The organism is Maritalea porphyrae (assembly GCF_030159895.1).
Classification (GTDB): Bacteria; Pseudomonadota; Alphaproteobacteria; order Rhizobiales; family Devosiaceae; genus Maritalea; species Maritalea porphyrae.
This window is the reverse complement of the sequence record NZ_BSNI01000002.1, coordinates 2,288,051-2,306,240: the sequence shown is the minus strand read 5'-3', so window position 1 is coordinate 2,306,240 and position 18,190 is coordinate 2,288,051. Positions and strand designations below refer to the sequence as shown.

The following is an 18,190-nucleotide window of genomic DNA, read 5'->3' as shown; positions in this document are numbered from 1 at the left end:
ATATGGCTTCGGCAGCAGAACAACTTGCCCGGAACTTAAATTTTTCGACCTTTGCCAAGGCAAAAGATCTTCAACAGCGCATCTGGTTTACCCTAGGTGCGCTTTTGGTCTATCGGCTCGGCACATATATTCCTATTCCAGGAATTGACGGCGACGCATTTGCTGCGACGTTTGACCGTGCACAATCTGGCATTTTTGGCATGTTCAACATGTTTGCCGGTGGTGCGGTTGAGCGTATGGCGATTTTTGCCCTCAACTTGATCCCTTACATTACGGCTTCGATTGTTATCCAAGTGATGACCACCGCTTCGCCAACGCTTGAAGCGTTGAAGAAAGAGGGTGAGCAGGGGCGTCGTAAGATCAACCAGTACACCCGCTATTTGGCAGTGGTTTTCTGTGCGTTGCAAGCATATGGCATTGCTGTTGGCTTGGAAGCGAGTGAAGGCGTTGTGTCTAACCCGGGCTGGTTCTTCCGAATTTCAACAGTTGTGACACTCGTTGGTGGCACTATGTTCTTGATGTGGCTTGGTGAACAAGTGACATCGCGTGGTGTTGGTAACGGTATTTCGCTGATCATTTTCGCCGGTATTGTGGCAACACTCCCTGCGGCGATTGCACAAACTCTAGAGCTTAGCCGTACAGGCGCATTGCCAACAATTGGTGTTGTTGGGCTCTTGGTTCTTGCGGTTGTGGTGATTGCGGTGATTGTGTTCTTTGAACGAGCGCAACGTAAGCTGTTGGTGCAGTATCCAAAGCGCCAGGTTGGCAACAAGATGTTCCAAGGCGATACATCTCACTTGCCGCTTAAGCTGAACACAGCTGGTGTTATCCCAGTGATCTTTGCTTCGTCTTTGCTGTTGCTGCCGGCCACAATGGCTTCGTTTGCAGCACAAGGTGACGCGCCAGGCTGGTTGACAACAACCGCTGCTGTGTTGGGTCGTGGACAGCCGGTCTATCTTGCTATCTTTGCGTCATTGATTTTCTTCTTTGCGTTCTACTACACCTCAATTGTGTTTAACCCGACTGAGACAGCAGACAATTTGAAAAAGTCAGGTGGGTTCATTCCGGGCATTCGCCCAGGCGAGCGCACAGCACAGCACATCGACTATGTGTTGACGCGGATCACGATTGTGGGCGCCATTTATTTGACACTCGTCGCTCTTATTCCTGAGGTCCTTGTGTCGCAGTTGAACGTTTCGGCGTTCCTTGGTGGGACATCGTTGCTTATTATGGTGACGGTAACACTTGATACAATTTCACAGGTCCAGTCGCATTTGATTGCGCAGCAATATGAGGGCTTGGTGAAAAAATCACGTTTGGGAGGACGGCGGAAAAAATGAGGCTAATTCTTTTAGGACCACCAGGGGCAGGCAAGGGTACTCAGGCTCAGTTTTTGATTGAGAAGTACGGTATCCCGCAATTGTCTACTGGCGACATGCTTCGTGCAGCCATTGCTGCAGAAACAGCGCTCGGGCTTGAAGTTAAAGACATCATTGCGCGTGGGGATTTGGTTCCTGATGAAGCAGTGGTTGGAATTATTTCTGATCGTTTAGACGAATCAGATTGTGCAAACGGCTTCATTCTAGATGGTTTTCCTCGCACAACAGCTCAAGCCGAGGCGCTTGAGGAGTTGTTGAGTGATAAGGGAATTGCCTTGGATGCTGTTGTAGAAATCCAAGCAGATGCGGACACGCTCGTTGGCCGTATTTTGCAGCGTGCAGCTGAATCTGGCGGTGCTCGTGAAGACGACAACGAAGAGGTTCTTCGCAATCGTTTGGACGTCTACCATGAGCTTACAGCTCCTTTGGTGGATTTTTATTCGAAGAAGGGCCTTGTTAAAACCGTTGACGGCATGGCGGGAATCGACGAAGTCACTGCATCAATAATGGCGGCCTTGGACGCTAACTAAATATCAGCTTTCTGTCGGGTCAACCTAGCTGTTGACTTTGGTCAGGAAACTCGGTTATGAACCGCGCTTAGTTATACGCATTGGTGCGACTGGGCTCGGTTTCTTGAAAATTGCAAGAGATCGAATGCTGGTCTGTTGCTGTTGTGTGGACGCAGATCATGGTGATTCTGCAGAGAATTTAAGGAGATCAGCAACGTGGCTCGTATTGCTGGTGTGAACATCCCAACGAATAAGCGTGTAGAAATTGCGCTTCAATATATTCACGGGATTGGTGCAAAACACGCATCTGAAATTTGTGAAAAAGTCGGCATTCCTGCTGAACGTCGCGTGATGGAACTTTCCGACGCGGAAGTTATTCAGGTTCGTGAGACAATCGATCGTGATTACATGGTAGAGGGTGACCTTCGTCGCTCAGTTGCTATGAACATCAAACGATTGATGGATATGGGTAACTATCGCGGTCTTCGTCACCGTCGTGGTTTGCCTGTGCGTGGTCAGAACACGCACAACAACGCTCGTACTCGTAAGGGTCCAGCGAAGCCTATCGCAGGTAAGAAAAAGTAATTTTGGTGCCCTGAATTGGTCAGGGCACTATTTGTTTCGGTGGAGCTACCGTCTGAGAACGGTGGTGATGAGATCGCATAAGGAAAAAGCATGGCTAAAGAAGCACGCGTAAAGCGTCGCGAGCGTAAAAACATCACTTCTGGTGTTGCGCACGTAAACTCAACATTCAACAACACAATGATCACCATCACTGATGTACAGGGCAACGCGATTGCTTGGTCATCAGCGGGCACAATGGGTTTCAAAGGCTCTCGTAAGTCTACTCCATATGCTGCACAGGTTGCTGCTGAAGATGCTGCTAAAAAAGCACAAGAGCACAACATGAAGACATTGGAAGTTGAAGTCTGCGGTCCAGGTTCTGGCCGTGAGTCAGCATTGCGCGCTTTGCAAGCTGCTGGATTTACAGTCACAAGCATCCGCGATGTGACTTCAATTCCACATAACGGATGTCGTCCACGCAAACGTCGTCGCGTTTAGTTCATATTACTGCCCGTTCGGCCAAACGGGTGGGTGTGGAATTTTACATTTCATGCGGCTATTGGCGGATAGTCCGCATTATTGAAAGGGTGTAAACTATAATGATCCAGAAAAACTGGCAGGAACTGATTAAGCCGACAAAACTGGACATTGTACCGGGAAATGATCCGGCACGGGTTGCCTCAGTTGTCGCTGAACCACTAGAGCGTGGTTATGGTTTGACATTGGGTAACGCTTTGCGTCGGGTATTGTTGTCTTCACTTCAAGGGGCTGCTGTTACTGCAATCCAAATTGATGGCGTATTGCACGAGTTTTCCTCTGTGCCTGGCGTTCGTGAAGATGTCACCGATATGGTGCTCAACGTAAAAGAAATTTCTATTCGCATGGAAGAAGAGGGACCTAAGCGTCTTACTCTTTCTAAGAAGGGCCCTGGTGCCGTTCTTGCCGGTGATATTGAAGTTTCTGGCGATATTGAAGTTCTGAACCCTGAGTTGGTTCTTTGTCACCTTGATGATGGTGCTGAGATCAATATGGAATTCACAGTTGAGACTGGCAAAGGTTACGTACCTGCTGATCGCAACCGTCCAGAAGATGCACCAATTGGCTTTGTGTCAGTTGATGCGTTGTTCTCACCAATCAAGCGTGTGTCATACAAAGTTGAGAACACCCGTGAGGGACAAGTTCTTGATTATGACAAGCTAAACTTGACTGTTGAGACAGACGGTTCAGTTTCACCTGAAGATGCTGTGGCTTTTGCTGCACGTATTTTGCAGGACCAACTGAATGTGTTCGTGAACTTTGAAGAGCCTGAGAAGGAAGTGGTTGAAGATGCAACGCCTGAGCTTGCATTTAACCCAGCTCTCTTGAAGAAAGTTGACGAGCTTGAATTGTCTGTTCGTTCTGCAAACTGCTTGAAGAACGACAACATCGTGTACATTGGTGATTTGATCCAGAAGTCGGAAGCGGAAATGTTGCGCACACCGAACTTTGGCCGTAAATCACTGAATGAAATTAAAGAAGTTCTGGCGCAAATGGGCCTACATCTTGGTATGGATGTAGCCAACTGGCCGCCTGAAAACATTGAAGATCTCGCGAAGCGTTTTGAAGATCACTATTGATCTTTTTCGCTTACCGCATTGAGTTGACAGGAGAATAGAATGCGCCACCGTAAAGCTGGTCGCAAGTTGAACCGGACAGCAAGCCATCGTAAAGCGATGTTTGCTAATATGTCTGCATCGCTTATTAAGCACGAGCAGATCGTTACAACTTTGCCTAAGGCCAAAGAACTACGCCCAATCGTTGAGAAGTTGATTACACTGGCGAAAAAGGGTGATCTTCACTCTCGTCGTATCGCAGCATCTCGCATTGGTGATGAAGCACAAGCAAAGAAATTGTTTGATGTTTTGGGTCCACGTTATCAAGACCGTCAAGGCGGCTACACACGTGTTCTTAAAGCTGGCTTCCGTCATGGTGACAATGCACCAATCGCTGTGATTGAGCTTGTTGATCGCGATGTTTCTGCAAAAGGTCAGGACTCTGGCCCAACAGCAGATCGTCAAGAAGAGACAGAAGAAGCCGCAGCATAAGTCTTCGGCTATCTGACAAGAATTAAGGCGTCCTTCGGGGCGCCTTTTTTTGTATTTGCCTCTCAAAACTGCCCAAGTCTGATGCTATTTGTTTTGCAATAAAGTGATTCAGCTAAGTGGGATAAGTCTATGTTCCGTCATCTGTTTATAACTTTTGTGCTTCTGTTTGGTTGTGTTTGGCCGGTGGCAGCGCAGGAAAAGCAAGTGCCTCAATCTAAGGTGCAAATTGATTTGTCATTCGCGCCGGTTGTGAAGAGCGCGGCGCCATCTGTGGTGAATGTTTATGCCATCAAGATTGCTGCCCAGCGGCAATCTGTGTTTAACGATCCATTCTTTGATCGGTTCTTTGGTCAAGACAGCCCATTCTTTGAACAGCGCCCGCGCAAGTCGCAGTCTTTGGGTTCAGGGGTAATCGTTGATCGTTCTGGGATCATCCTAACCAACCACCACGTGGTGGAGGGTGCGCAAGATATTCGGATATCTCTGGCGGACGGTCAGGAGTTTCATACTGAACTAGTCCTCGCAGATGAAAAGACCGATTTGGCCGTTTTGAAAGTGAAAAACCCACCTGCTGATGGTTTTGTTGAGCTGCCATTTGCTACTGATGAGAGTCTAGAGGTGGGTGATTTGGTGTTGGCAATTGGCAACCCATTTGGCGTTGGACAAACGGTTACCAGTGGCATCGTATCGGCGTTAGCACGCACTGGCGTTGGGGTGAGTGACTTTCAGTTCTTCATTCAAACCGATGCGGCGATCAATCCAGGTAATTCTGGCGGGGCGCTTGTGAATATGCGCGGCGAGCTTGTTGGCATCAACACAGCGATCTACTCGCGTTCAGGTGGTTCGAACGGCATTGGTTTTGCCATACCGTCGAGCATGGCGAAGTTCATTGCGACTGCTGGCATTAATGGTGGTGAAATTGTCCGTCCGTGGTTGGGCGCTAGATTGCAGGCCGTGTCCAGCGATTTGGCCGCAGGATTGTTGCTTGGTCCGCCACGCGGCGCATTGATAACCGATGTTTATCCGGGTGGTCCTGCTGAAATCGCCGGTTTGCAATCTGGCGATGTGATTTTGGAGGTTGATGGACGTCGCATTGAGGACCCTGGCGCATTTGAATACCGTTTCTCAACTCAGCCAATCGGTGATCAGGTGCAGCTTTATGTGGCGAGGGGCGGGGACGCGATTGAAATTAATCTGCCGCTTATTCCACTTGATGCAAGCCTAGATGGCGATCAGTTGATGCTGCAACAGGCTGGGCGCTTTTCTGGTGCTTATGTGGCAGACATTGGTCCTGCGGCGATTGAGGAGTTTGGCCTACCGTACAATTTTTCCGGTGTGATCATCAAAGCGTTGGCGGACAACTCACCGGCGCAGCGATTGGGCCTACGCGAAGGCGATATCATCCTAGCGCTAAATGGCACTGAGATTCGTGATGTGCGACAATTGGAGAAAATTGTGCAACAGCGGGTCAATAGTTGGCGGCTCACCGTGCGGCGTGGTAATCAGGTCATCAATAGCTTTGTAAGCGGATGATATGACCGACCTGTTTGTTGATGAATTGCGACAAGAACCTGATCAAGATCGGCCTTTGGCCGATCTTCTGCGTCCGCAATCTTTGACAGATGTGGTTGGGCAAGACCATTTGTTGGGTGCAGATGGTGTGCTGACACGGATGATCAATTCGGGTCGACTTGGTTCGCTGGTATTTTGGGGACCACCTGGGTCGGGCAAAACCACGGTCGCGCGTCTGTTGGCAGAGAATGTCGACTATCATTTCCATCAGATTTCGGCAATTTTCTCGGGTGTTGCGGAACTCAAAAAAGTCTTTGAACAGGCAAAGGATCTCAAAAGGTCGGGCAAGCGCACTTTGCTATTTGTTGATGAGATCCATCGTTTCAACAGGGCACAACAAGATAGTTTTCTGCCCGTGATGGAAGATGGCACTTTGGTGCTGGTTGGTGCAACCACAGAAAACCCTTCTTTTGAGCTCAACTCCGCTTTGCTGTCGCGAGCGCAAGTTTTGACCTTCAAGGCGCATGATGAAGATGCTGCTGCACAGCTTTTGGCACGCGCTGAAGCGCATATGGGGCGTGAGCTGCCACTAACCGCAGATGCTCGTATATCGCTCGCAGAGCTTGCTGATGGCGATGGGAGGGCATTATTAGGGCTGGTCGAAGAGTTGTTTGCCGCGACGAGCGAAGGCGACGAACTTGATCGCGAAGGGTTGGAGCGGGTCGTACAACGCCGTGCGCCGGTTTACGATAAAGGGCAAGACGGTCACTACAATCTGATTTCTGCGCTTCATAAGACGGTTCGTGGGTCTGATCCGGATGCCGCACTTTATTATTTGACGCGTATGTTGGTATCGGGCGAAGACCCGATGTTTCTTGCGCGTCGTCTTATCCGGATGGCGGTTGAGGATATTGGTATGGCTGACCCGCAGGCGCTGAACCAGTGTGTTGCGGCACGGGACGCCTATCAAATGCTTGGGTCGCCAGAAGGCGAGTTGGCGCTTGCGCAAGCTACGGTTTATTTGGCGACGGCGCCAAAATCCAACGCCGTCTATACGGCATATAAACAAGCAACTTCGTTTGCCAAGCAAACAGGTTCGCCAATGCCGCCAATGAATATATTGAATGCCCCGACCAAACTGATGAAAAATGAAGGTTACGGCGAAGGGTATATTTATGACCATGACACGCCCGAAGGCTTTTCTGGTCAAAACTATTTCCCTGACGATTTGGGGCGACAAGAGTTCTATCATCCTGTAGAACGCGGGTTCGAACGAGATGTTCAAAAGCGTATGGACTATTTCAAGCGCTTGCGTCTCAATAAAAGCACAGGCAAAAACTAGCCTGAAGAATGAAGTGAAAGACAGTTAGATGTCGTATTTGCTTGTCGGTTTGGGCGGCGCACTTGGCGCTATGGGGCGACACGGTGTTGGTCAATTGGTGCTGCGCCTTGGTTTTACTGGGTTCCCTTACGCCACCATGATTGTGAATGTGCTTGGCTCATTTATCATTGGGTTGGTGATTGGCTATTTGGCCAAATCAACACCTGAGTGGAGTCAATCTGCACGCCTTTTGTTGGCGACAGGATTTTGCGGCGGCTTTACCACATTCTCTGCGTTCTCGCTCGATGCGTTTGTCTTGTATGAACGCGGACAGGTTTTGGCGGCCGCTGGATATGTTGGTTTTTCAGTTGTGCTTTCTATTGCAGCATTGTTTGGCGCATTGGCGCTTATGAGAGGTTTAGCCCTATGAGTGGCGTACAGCAACGAATTGTGAGTGCAGAAGAAGAAGGCATGCGGCTTGATCGCTGGTTTTCAATTCATTTCCCAGATCTTCCGTTTTCGCGTTTGCAGCGGATTATTCGCAAGGGTGAAGTGCGGATTGATAAAGGTCGAGTGAAAGCCAATACACGGCTGGCCAAAGGGCAGACAATTCGTGTGCCACCGATTGGGGATTTGCCAGAGTCTCATCGTGAATATGTGCCGCGCATTATTGAAAAAGATGTGCGATTGCTGCGCGACATAACACTGTACGAAGATGATACGATCTTGGTGATAAACAAGCCTCATGGTCTTGCTGTGCAGGGCGGTAGTGGCACCAAATATCACGTCGACAAGTTGCTTGAGAGCATTCCCAACAAAAAAGGCGAAAAGCCTCGACTTGTTCATCGCTTGGATAGAGATACGTCAGGCTGTTTGTTGATTGCTAAAACACGCCAAGCTGCATCTCATTTCGGGAAGGTTTTCCGCTCACGTTCTGCGCGCAAGATTTACTGGGCAGTAACCGCATATGTTCCGCACCCGAAACAAGGCAAGATCTCATGTTTTGTTGCGCGTCAACAAACTGAAGATGGTGAGCAAATGCGTGTGGTTGCAAATGGAGTTGATGGCGCGCAGCATTCGCTGACCCACTATTCGGTTACTGAAGATGCCGGCGGCAAATTTGCTTGGGTCACGCTAAAACCAGTTACTGGTCGTACGCACCAGTTGCGTGTGCATATGCAGCAAATGGGCACACCGATCATCAACGATCCGCGTTATTTTGATATCGAGAATTGGGAAAAGCCTGACGATTTGGGCGAAGGTTTGCATTTGCATGCGCGAAGGCTCGCTTTGCCTTTGCCGGGCGGTAAACGCTTGGACATTACAGCGCCTTTGCCGCCACATATGCAAAAGACATTCGATATGTTTGGATTCAACACCAAGCACTATGATCCGAGTGAAGAAGACGCCTTAGACGAGGATTGATCTCATGCCAAATTTAAGCCATTTCGACAAGTTGAGTGAACCAGTCGCAGCGATTGCACATGCCGTTTACGAGATGGTGGCTGAAATCAATCCTGATTTGGCTCGCATGAAGCGTTGGGGTTTTCCCGGTTTTGTCGGCAACTCGACGATTTGTACCGTTTGTGGGCAGCCCAATCACGTCAATTTGCAGTTTTTCTATGGGGCGCATTTGCCTAACCCTGAAGGCTTACTCGAAGGGACGGGCAAAGATTTGCGACACATCAAATTTCGCTCGATGTCGGACCTGGCACGTGATGGCTTGAGGGACGTTGTTTTGGCAGCAATTGAACATGACAAGTCTTTGAAAGACGAAGGTTTGCGAGCAAGGGCGGAAACTCAATGAGGCTGGCAATATTCGACGTAGATGGCACTATCGTTGATAGCGCTGCGCATATTGTAGATACGGCGCAATATGTGTTTCGTCAGAACGAGTTGACCGTGCCAACTGATGCGGATGTGCGCGGTATTATCGGCCTGAATTTGGAAGTTGCGATGCTAAAACTTTGCCCTAGTCTTAGCGAAAACGAAGCTGAAGCGTTGGCACAAGACTATCGCGACCACTTCAATAACAAAATTGAAAATGGTTTGATTGAAGAGCAGCTTTATGACGGTGCAATAGCGACGATTGAAACGCTTGCAGGTCAAGATGAAACCTTTTTAGGTATCGCAACCGGCAAACGTCTGAGGGGCGTTGAACGGTTGTTCAAGGACTGGGGATTTGGCCACCATTTCCACACGCTCCAAACGCCAGATAATAATCCATCAAAGCCTCATCCTGGCATGATTGAAACAGCGATGTCGGATACTGGCATCGACCCGAACAAAACAGTGATGATCGGCGATACATCTTATGATATGGCCATGGCCAAGTCCGCTGGTGTGAAAGCGATCGGCGTGAATTGGGGATATCATGATCATTCTACCTTACGCGAAAATGGCGCGGATTTGGTGATTGATCACTATCATCAGCTTATTGATGCAATTGACGAATTAACAGGATAGACCAGATGCGTGAGATTTTGGAAGACGCACAGGCGCATATCGAAGATGGATATGGGCGCGCACAAAAACACCAAAAACAACAATTGCCCAAACGCTTTTATAAAGAAGCAAGTGTGGGTGAGCGCGATGGTGGTTTCGCTATTTTGCTTGATGGTAAGAACATCAAGACGCCCGGTAAAGTCAATGTGGTTGTTCCAAGTGAGGAGCTGGCTAATTTGGTAGCCAAAGAATGGGCCGCGCAGGAAAAAGAAATTGACCCGGCGACGATGCCTCTCACTCGGTTGGTCAACACGATTGTTGAGCGCGGGAATAAAGCACTTGATGATGTGAAGGCTGAAATTGTGAAATTTGCTGGTAATGATCTACTGGTTTATCGCGCAGATAGTCCGCAAGAATTGGTCGATTTGCAAACCAAGCATTGGGGCGGCGCGCTCGAGGCTTTTTCAAAACGTTATGACGTGTCATTCAACGTTATTACTGGCGTCATGCATCAAGACCAACCGGCTGAAGTTCAGGCGCGTATAGGCGAGATTATCGCTCACTATAGTGACTTTGAAGCTTGCTCAACGATGTCCATCACTTCGATTACTGGTTCTGCTGTACTTGCGATTGGTTTGAAAGAGGGGTTGTTTACCCCTGCGCAAGTTCTTGAAACGGCTTATGTTGATGAAGACTACCAAGCTCAACACTGGGGCGAGGACGCAGAAGCGACACGCATGCGTGCCTTCAAGCGTCAGGATTTTGACGCGGCAGTTACGGTTTTGGGATTAGTTGCTGCTTAGTGCTCAAGCGTTTGCTTGTTTTTTTATCCATTCAACGACAGATGGTGCGATCTCTTCGAGGGGATCGATAACAAATGCGCGTTCATGTGCGTGTGGATGAGGAATAGTCAACCGTTCGGATTGCAGTATGGACTGCCCAAATGCGATTACATCGATGTCGATGAGGCGTGGGCCCCATTTTTCTTCGCGCTTGCGGCCCATTGCCTCTTCGATCATCAAACATGAATCAAGCAGGTCGATTGGACCAAGCGCGGTTTCAACCTCGATTGCCATGTTGAGAAATGGGTCTTGGTCGGTTTTGCCCCAAGGGTCTGTTTCAATAATCCGGGATTTGCGGGTGATGTGAATGTCAGGATGTGCATCGAGACGGCGCAGAGCTTCCAGCAATTGTGCGCGTGGACGACCAATGTTGGCACCTAGGCCCAGCCAAGCTTTTCCCATTATGCCTGCTCCCGATCACGCACCATTTCAACGGCAAATTCACCGGCAACAACGGGAATAGGCGCTTCAGGTTTGCGTACACGTACTTTGACCCATTCGATTGTTGTGAATGTTTCAAATAGTCCGTCGATAATGTGTTGCCCCAAAGCTTCAATTAGCTTGAAGCGTGTTTGGGTGACCCGCTCGTTGACGAGGTTGAAAATCTGATCATATGAAATCGTGTCTTCGACTTCGTCGGACTGTCCAGATTTTGACAGGTCGACACCGCATTCCAAATCAATCCGAAAGCGCTGCCCGAGGTCGTTTTCGGCCTGCATAACACCATGGTAGCCATAGAAGGCGAGGTCTGCGAGAACGATCTTATCTTCTGTTCGATTTGGGTTCGACATAAGTTCAAATATCCTGAGCGGGCGGTGGGCCATAAGTGGTTGCGCGAGCAACCTGCAAGGCATCAAAGTTTTCTCGCACATCATGAACGCGGAAAATATGCGCGCCTTGCCCATATGCTAGTACAGTGGTTGCACCAGTTGCCGCAACCCGTTCTTTAGGCTCAACCCCCAAGAGTTTCCCCAATGTGGATTTTCGTGAGAATCCTACTAGAACAGGGTAGCCCAGTTCTACAAGTTCGTCGATCCGGCCGAGCAATTCAAAGTTTTCTTCGTAGGATTTTGCGAAACCAAACCCTGGATCTAAGACTACTTGGCTTTTAGATAATCCCGCATATTCAGCTATTTGAATACTTTTATCAAAGTAACGCTTTAATTCGCTGATGATGTCCCTTGCTACGTCGCGTTCAGGGTCCCAGTGCATCAGAATCGAAGGTGTTTGATAGTGTGCTGCAACGTCAGCAAGTTCAGGATCGCGTTGGAACCCCCAAACATCGTTGATGATGTTTGCACCCGCCTGAATAGCCTGATGACCAACAATCGCTTTGTAGGTGTCAATCGAAATTGGCGCCTCGATTCCCGCTGCCTTTAGCGCATCCAGGGCTGGCATGACCCGATCAAGTTCGGCCTGTGCGCCCACTTCATCAGCGCCGGGTCGAGTGCTTTCACCGCCAACGTCAATTATGTCAGCGCCCTGTGCGATCATGCGCTTGGCTTGCTCTGCAGCCTCTGAGGCAACATTGTGGTCGCCGCCGTCAGAAAAACTGTCCGGCGTAACGTTCAATATGCCCATAACCAATGGTTTTGGGCCCAGTTCCAAAGTCTTATCGCCCATTTTGAGGGAGAAAGACTTATGCATCTGGTTTGACCTGATACTGTGCTTCAGCTGGTGCACCGAACAGATCATATTCGTCAGAATCGGTGATCGTGACTTTGACCATGTCGCCGGGTTTGATGTTTTGTGCGTCGTCGATGAACACTTGCCCGTCAATCTCTGGCGCATCCCACTGGCTACGTCCCAGCGCGCGATTGTCTTCTGGAGCGACATCGTCAATCAAGACGTCAATTGTTCTGCCAACTTTTTGGCCCAGACGATCAATTGAGATCGCTTGAGCTTTTTCCATCAAGCGGCCATAGCGCTCTTGTTTGACCTCGTCTGGGACGACGCCTTCTAGATCATTTGCCGGCGCACCAGCGACAGGTTCATAGGTGAATGCACCAACACGATCGATTTGGGTTTCGTCCAACCAATCAAGCAGTTGTTGGAAGTCTTCTTCGGTTTCACCAGGGAAGCCAACGATAAATGTCGAACGGATGGCCAGGTCTGGGCAGATTTCGCGCCACGATTTAATGCGGTCAGCGGTTTTGACTTGATTTGCAGGGCGGCGCATTGCTTTGAGCACATTCGGTGCTGCATGCTGGAATGGAATATCCAGATATGGCAGGATTTTGCCTTCAGCCATCAGATGAATTGATTTGTCCACATGCGGGTAGGGGTAGACATAGTGCATGCGAATCCATGCATCCATATCACCCAATTCGCGCGCCAAGTCATGAAAGCGAGCATCAATGTCGCGCTTGTGGAAGCGTGATTGCGCGTATTTGATGTCCTGGCCATATGCGCTTGTATCCTGCGAGATGACCATGATTTCTTTCACGCCAGCTTTGACCAAGCGTTCTGCTTCATAAAGAACGCTGGCAATTGGGCGAGACTGCAAATCGCCGCGAATGGCGGGGATAATGCAGAAAGTACAACGGTTTGAGCAACCTTCTGAAATTTTCAAATAGGCATAGTGCCGCGGAGTTAGGCGCAAACCATCGGCAGGAACCAAGTCTTCGAAAGGCTTGTGCACAGGCGGTAGATTTTCATGAACCGCTTCAACTACCGCTTCATATTGATGTGGACCAGACACGGCGAGAACTTTGGGGTGCGTGTCACGGATCAGTTGTTCTTCAGTTCCCAAACAACCCGTAACTACGACCTTGCCATTCTCATTGATCGCTTCGCCAATTGCTTCCAAGCTCTCAGCTTTAGCGCTATCCAAGAACCCGCACGTATTGACGATCACAAGGTCTGCGCCTTCATAGTCGTGCGAGAAATTGTAACCTTGTGCACGCAGTGTTGTCAGAATGCGTTCTGAATCAACAAGCGCTTTTGGGCAGCCGAGGCTAACAAGTCCGATGGTTGGGTTCTGGTTCATCCAATTTGCCTTTTCGAAGGATCAAAGCGCTTTCTAACGCTTTCATGCCGTACGTCAAGCAAAGTCGGCCATAACCTTGTCCAAAGTATCACACAAGAAGTCAGCGTTGGCGCGGCTAAACACCATTGGCGGCTTGAATTTTAAAACATTTTCGAAGGGACCATCTGTCGAAAGCAAGATTGCCCGTTCGCGCATTTCATTGACGATCTGGCCCGCAAGGTCTGTCGCGGGTTCGAGCGTTTGACGATCTTTCACCAATTCGATGCCTAAAAACAAACCGTGGCCGCGGACGTCGCCAACAAATTCGTATTTGTTTTTTAGCGACTGCCAGCGATCTAAGATGTAGGCGCCGAGTTCTTTTGCGTGGCTTTGCAGGTTCTCATTCTCGATGACGTCCATTACCGCCATACCGACGGCCATTGAAACGGGGTTGCCACCAAATGAATTGAAATATTCCATGCCGTTTGCGAAATTCTCGGCCAGTTCGCGCGTTGTTACTACAGCGGCGAGGGGGTGGCCATTGCCGATTGGCTTGCCCATTACCACAATGTCAGGCACCACATCCTGCAATTCGAAACCCCAGAAATGGTCACCAACGCGCCCAAACCCACACTGCACTTCATCAGCAACGCAAATACCGCCTTCGGCGTGTATCGCTTCATATGCCGCTTTTAGATAGCCTTTGGGGTAGGCAATTTGACCGCCAACGCCTGAAATAGACTCAGCGATAAAGGTTGCGGCTCCATTGCCTGTTTTTCCCTTGATCGTTGATACACACTCGGCAACTGATTGCGCATAAGCTTTGCCTGAATTCTCAGAATAGCCTTTGTGTGCACCGCGATAGGGATCTGGGAAGTCGGCAATTTCCACAAAGTCAGGTTGCGGGAAGCCACCTTTGCGCTTGAATTTGTAAGGGCTAATATCCACGGCACCTTGTGAGTTACCGTGATATGCCCAATCCAAGACAACTGTGTTTTTCTGCCCTGTCGCTTGGCGTGCGATGCGCAAAGCGAGTTCGTTGGCTTCTGTGCCTGAGTTTACGAAGAATGCAACCGAAAGCGGATCTGGTAGTTTTGAGGTGATGCGCTCTGCATAGTCGAGTACCAACTCGTGCAAGTAGCGGGTGTTCGTATTTAGGATTGCTGCTTGCCTGCTGATTGCCTCCACCAAATGAGGGTGGCAGTGGCCAATGTGCGTAATGTTGTTGACGCAATCGAGGTGGGCGCGACCAGTATGGTCATAAAGGTGAGCCCCTTCGCCACGCACAATTTTTAGCTTGTTTTTGTATGAAACACTGAGCGAAGGGCCAAGCAACTTGTTGCGGCGCTCCATCAGTTTTTCAGGGCCGGCATTGTCTATATTGTATGTTTCACTTGCTTGGCCGAGCATAAGATCAGGGTCAATGCAGATTTGTTGCCAAATATGCCAAAGACTTTTGTGTCCAACCCCGTAGAAGTTTTCGGTATGCCCGAACATATCCGTCATGATTTGGAAATGTAGATGTGGCGACCAACCGCCATTAACATCCCAATCGCCGATATGTCCGATCAATTGTCCTGGCTCAATTTCATCGCCGACTTTGTGCAGATCAAAGATTGATGGAGAAAGGTGGCCGTAAAGCGAGTAGAAGGGGATCCCTTCATCCGTCTCGTGACGCAAAATTAGAGTTGGGCCATAATCGAGATGAAAAGCGTTGTTGTGAACTGTGTAAACCGTGCCAGCAATCGGAGCGTACAATGGTTCGTCGGCGTCCACGAACACATCAAGGCCCATATGCACCGTTCGGCGCTCAGGTGAAGCAGGTGAAGTGAACGCCGCTGACTGATAGACTGATCGATCTTCACCGTAGCGTCCAACACCGTAGCGTGCACCGGTTCGCTTGCGCTTGGCGTTGAACCAGCTGTCGAAGTTTTCGGCTGAAATGTCCGGCACCGTAGGGTCGCTGCCATCTGCAGGGATAACGAAGCGTCGTTGATACTTGAAGTCAGGCATAAACATTGGCGCGAGGTGGGATCGTTGAGCCTTCAAGTAGGCGGCAACCGCATTGCCACCTCTAATTGCTTCCATTCCTGCAGCATCGCGGAACAAAGCCGTCATAAAGCCAACGTCACCAGAATCCAGTCGCTCAAGCAGTTCAAATGCTGGTGCCTGCGAAATGGTGAGATATTCATTGTCAGGATACTTTTTGGCCTGACGAGAGGACATGCAAACGCTGGAGACGAGCCGCATTCGCGCCAAGTCGAACAGCACTTCAAGCTCATTTTCGGTTAGCGGAAACGCTTTTGTGTAACCGCGCACTAAGGCGTGAGAAGCGGTGTAGATGTCTTCCTGGCCCAACAGCGCGTAGGCAAGGCATACGGCCAATTCATTGACCTGACGCCCAAAACACATATCGCCAAAATCGAAAACCCCTTTGATTTGGAATGTATCATTCGGGTCAACGATGATGTTGTTGTCATTGGCATCTTGATATAGGACGGCATTGCGCAGATTCTTCAATTTTGGTGCGACAACTGAGTGATAGCGTTCAAACAAGTCGTTGACCCGTTTGCGATTTGCGTCATCGACGATGTCGTCGCACATCGATTGAAGCGCTCCAACATTGTCGAGATTCCATTCAAAATCTGGACGATTGGCTGCTGAATGTGAGAACCCTTGCAATGCTGCGGACAATTCACCAATTGCTGCACCAAGGTTTTCTAACGTTTGGATCGTTGGCTTTGACGCGCTAAGTAGCGGGCCATCAATGAACGAAATCAAACGTACCGCATGCGTCTTGCCGTCTTGCTCGACGGTAAAGATGTTTTTCCCGTCACGATTTTCAATTTGAGTGGGCGCAAATTGATAGCCTGCATTGGCCAGGTGAGCCATTGCTTGGGATTGTAATTCTAGAAACTCTAAGTCTTCTTCGCCATGTGCGATTTTAAGAACAAATTTTGCCTTGGCGGTTTGCACGGCGATATTCTGGTCGCGCTCGCTCTCAAGCATTTTGTGCTCGCCACTTAGTCCAAAGTGATCACGCAGGATCTCATCGATTTGGGTGGAGCTGAAAGCTGGGGGAGGAATATCAAACGCAGACATAGGCGACCCGAGATGTTAGATTGTATCCAATGTCGGCAACATAGTGGAAATTGCGGTTGCTCGACAGTGGGAAGTGGGGCCGCTGGTGCGAATTCTTTTAATGGGTTGATGCACAAACCGCATCAACCCAAAGATTTGTATTTGCTATTCTGATTTGGCTTTAGTTGTGCGGCTACGCGCTGCGGTTGTTCGCTTGCGCGCTGGTGCGCGTTTAGCAGCTGGCTTTTTCGCAGGCGCTTTTTTAGGCGTTGGTTCAATGGCTTTTTGCTCTTCAAACTCAACATCGTCTTCGGCAAGCTCTTCCAACGCGTCTTTCACATCATCAAATATGCTGGTTGCCGGACGTACGCTGGCGGCCAATGTGACGTGCTCTTCGTTCTTTTTGAAAAACACCAATAGTGTTTCGCAAATTACGCGAAGCAAGACAAAGCTACCTAGGCCAATAACGCCAATTTCCAGTAGACCCCAAATGCCGTCTGCAAATGACTGCCCAAATGTGCCAAATAGGTGTCGAATTGCCCAAATCGCAATCGTGCCAAGCCCTAAGAGATAGAGCATTTTGATGATTTTTGGTGCGATCATTCGGTCGAGATTAAAAATGGTGCCGCTCGTGGCGAGCTTCTTTAGGTCATCGAGTGTCATTGTTTTGCTCAAAATCTGATTTGTTGGTGGATTGGCCAGTTCTATTTCTATCAGAATGGCAGTTCGTTATCTAGAATTTTGCTTTGCTGATTTCAATTGGGCCAAAATGCCGTTCAAAGCTGAGTTTTAGTGCGGAATCGAGTTCGGGCATTGACGCCAATTGACCAAGATCCTCAAAGCTTGTGACGCCTTGATCAGTTATGCCACATGGCACGATGCCTTTGTAGTCGCCTAAATCTGGATTGAGATTGATAGAAATGCCGTGAAAGCTGATCCATCTAGACACGCGAACGCCAATTGCAGCGATTTTGTCTTCTTTGCCGAACCCCTTGTCCGGTCGTTTGACCCAAACGCCGACGCGGCCGTCGACTTGATAACCTTCAATGTTAAATTGAGCGAGAGTGTCGATTACAAGTGATTCCATCGTCCGCACGAATGCACGCACGTCTCTACCGCGCTCGCGAAGATCGAGCATGAAGTAGACCACTCTTTGGCCCGGACCATGATAAGTATATTGTCCACCGCGCCCGGCTTCAAAAACAGGCAGAAAATCTGGGTCAGTTAGATCGTCTGTTTTGGCTGATGTACCTGCTGTGTAGAGTGGTGGGTGTTCAAGCAACCATACCCGCTCCTGTACGCCATTTGCCGCCATTTCGGCCACTTGATTTTTCATTTTTTTAAGTGCAAGCGGGTAGGGCACAAGCTCGTCTTCTATCTGCCATGCTACCGGTTTGTCGTCTGTGCGAAAAAGAGTTGCATCTGGCATAAGCTTGGTGTTCTAACCTATTCAAAATGGTGCAGGTGATTTGCTGTTGTTAATGG

The 18,190-nt window shown here is 49.3% G+C and carries 20 protein-coding genes; 13 read left to right on the top strand and 7 right to left on the bottom strand.

Features of this window, described 5'->3' with window-relative positions; all coding sequences use genetic code 11:
- Positions 1–2: 2 nt before the first annotated feature.
- From secY to QQL65_RS14585, 13 genes are all read left to right on the top strand, one after another.
- The gene (secY, locus tag QQL65_RS14645) at positions 3–1,340 is read left to right on the top strand and encodes a preprotein translocase subunit SecY (protein ID WP_284365715.1); all 1,338 of its coding nucleotides are present in this window, start codon (positions 3–5) and stop codon (positions 1,338–1,340) included.
- On the top strand, positions 1,337–1,909 hold the full coding sequence (locus QQL65_RS14640) for an adenylate kinase (protein WP_284365714.1): 573 nt from the start codon (positions 1,337–1,339) through the stop codon (positions 1,907–1,909). Before secY ends, QQL65_RS14640 begins: the two co-directional genes overlap by 4 nt.
- A gap of 195 nt (positions 1,910–2,104) precedes the next feature.
- Positions 2,105–2,473 (top strand): 30S ribosomal protein S13, encoded by a 369-nt coding sequence (gene rpsM / locus QQL65_RS14635; RefSeq protein WP_284365712.1) that lies wholly within the window; start codon positions 2,105–2,107, stop codon positions 2,471–2,473.
- Positions 2,474–2,563: 90 nt separating this feature from the next.
- A complete protein-coding gene (gene rpsK, locus QQL65_RS14630) occupies positions 2,564–2,950 on the top strand; it encodes a 30S ribosomal protein S11 (protein WP_269394019.1) in 387 nt (128 codons plus the stop codon).
- A gap of 101 nt (positions 2,951–3,051) precedes the next feature.
- A complete protein-coding gene (locus QQL65_RS14625; protein ID WP_284365710.1) occupies positions 3,052–4,068 on the top strand; it encodes a DNA-directed RNA polymerase subunit alpha in 1,017 nt (338 codons plus the stop codon).
- 39 nt (positions 4,069–4,107) lie between these two features.
- Positions 4,108–4,536 (top strand): 50S ribosomal protein L17, encoded by a 429-nt coding sequence (rplQ, locus tag QQL65_RS14620; RefSeq protein WP_284365709.1) that lies wholly within the window; start codon positions 4,108–4,110, stop codon positions 4,534–4,536.
- 129 nt (positions 4,537–4,665) lie between these two features.
- Positions 4,666–6,069: a DegQ family serine endoprotease gene (locus QQL65_RS14615; protein WP_284365708.1), complete on the top strand. Its 1,404-nt coding sequence runs from the start codon at positions 4,666–4,668 to the stop codon at positions 6,067–6,069.
- Position 6,070: 1 nt separating this feature from the next.
- The gene (locus QQL65_RS14610; protein ID WP_284365707.1) at positions 6,071–7,390 is read left to right on the top strand and encodes a replication-associated recombination protein A; all 1,320 of its coding nucleotides are present in this window, start codon (positions 6,071–6,073) and stop codon (positions 7,388–7,390) included.
- Positions 7,391–7,418: 28 nt separating this feature from the next.
- On the top strand, positions 7,419–7,799 hold the full coding sequence (gene crcB / locus QQL65_RS14605) for a fluoride efflux transporter CrcB (protein WP_284365706.1): 381 nt from the start codon (positions 7,419–7,421) through the stop codon (positions 7,797–7,799).
- Entirely contained in the window at positions 7,796–8,794 is a 999-nt protein-coding gene (locus tag QQL65_RS14600; RefSeq protein ID WP_284365705.1) for an RluA family pseudouridine synthase, read from the top strand. The genes crcB and QQL65_RS14600 overlap by 4 nt, the downstream gene beginning before the upstream one ends.
- A gap of 4 nt (positions 8,795–8,798) precedes the next feature.
- A complete protein-coding gene (locus QQL65_RS14595; protein WP_284365704.1) occupies positions 8,799–9,176 on the top strand; it encodes a DUF1801 domain-containing protein in 378 nt (125 codons plus the stop codon).
- On the top strand, positions 9,173–9,835 hold the full coding sequence (locus QQL65_RS14590) for an HAD-IA family hydrolase (protein ID WP_284365703.1): 663 nt from the start codon (positions 9,173–9,175) through the stop codon (positions 9,833–9,835). Before QQL65_RS14595 ends, QQL65_RS14590 begins: the two co-directional genes overlap by 4 nt.
- Before the next feature lie 5 nt (positions 9,836–9,840).
- A complete protein-coding gene (locus tag QQL65_RS14585; RefSeq protein ID WP_284365702.1) occupies positions 9,841–10,617 on the top strand; it encodes an ATP12 family chaperone protein in 777 nt (258 codons plus the stop codon).
- 3 nt (positions 10,618–10,620) lie between these two features.
- On the opposite strand, the gene folK is transcribed toward QQL65_RS14585, so the two are convergent.
- From folK to lipB, 7 genes are all read right to left on the bottom strand, one after another.
- Positions 10,621–11,058 carry a 2-amino-4-hydroxy-6-hydroxymethyldihydropteridine diphosphokinase gene (gene folK / locus QQL65_RS14580; protein ID WP_284365701.1) on the bottom strand — a complete coding sequence of 146 codons (438 nt, stop codon included), beginning with the start codon at positions 11,056–11,058 and terminating at the stop codon, positions 10,621–10,623.
- Entirely contained in the window at positions 11,058–11,447 is a 390-nt protein-coding gene (gene folB / locus QQL65_RS14575) for a dihydroneopterin aldolase (RefSeq protein WP_284365700.1), read from the bottom strand. The genes folK and folB overlap by 1 nt, the downstream gene beginning before the upstream one ends.
- Positions 11,448–11,451: 4 nt before the next feature.
- Entirely contained in the window at positions 11,452–12,303 is an 852-nt protein-coding gene (gene folP / locus QQL65_RS14570; protein ID WP_284365699.1) for a dihydropteroate synthase, read from the bottom strand.
- Positions 12,296–13,645 carry a 30S ribosomal protein S12 methylthiotransferase RimO gene (gene rimO / locus QQL65_RS14565; protein WP_284365698.1) on the bottom strand — a complete coding sequence of 450 codons (1,350 nt, stop codon included), beginning with the start codon at positions 13,643–13,645 and terminating at the stop codon, positions 12,296–12,298. Before rimO ends, folP begins: the two co-directional genes overlap by 8 nt.
- Positions 13,646–13,699: 54 nt before the next feature.
- Positions 13,700–16,726, bottom strand: coding sequence for an aminotransferase class III-fold pyridoxal phosphate-dependent enzyme (locus tag QQL65_RS14560; RefSeq protein WP_284365697.1), 3,027 nt, complete (start codon positions 16,724–16,726; stop codon positions 13,700–13,702).
- 144 nt (positions 16,727–16,870) lie between these two features.
- Positions 16,871–17,368: a DUF4282 domain-containing protein gene (locus tag QQL65_RS14555; RefSeq protein WP_284365696.1), complete on the bottom strand. Its 498-nt coding sequence runs from the start codon at positions 17,366–17,368 to the stop codon at positions 16,871–16,873.
- Positions 17,369–17,438: 70 nt separating this feature from the next.
- Positions 17,439–18,134, bottom strand: coding sequence for a lipoyl(octanoyl) transferase LipB (lipB, locus tag QQL65_RS14550; RefSeq protein ID WP_284365695.1), 696 nt, complete (start codon positions 18,132–18,134; stop codon positions 17,439–17,441).
- Positions 18,135–18,190 lie beyond the last annotated feature (56 nt).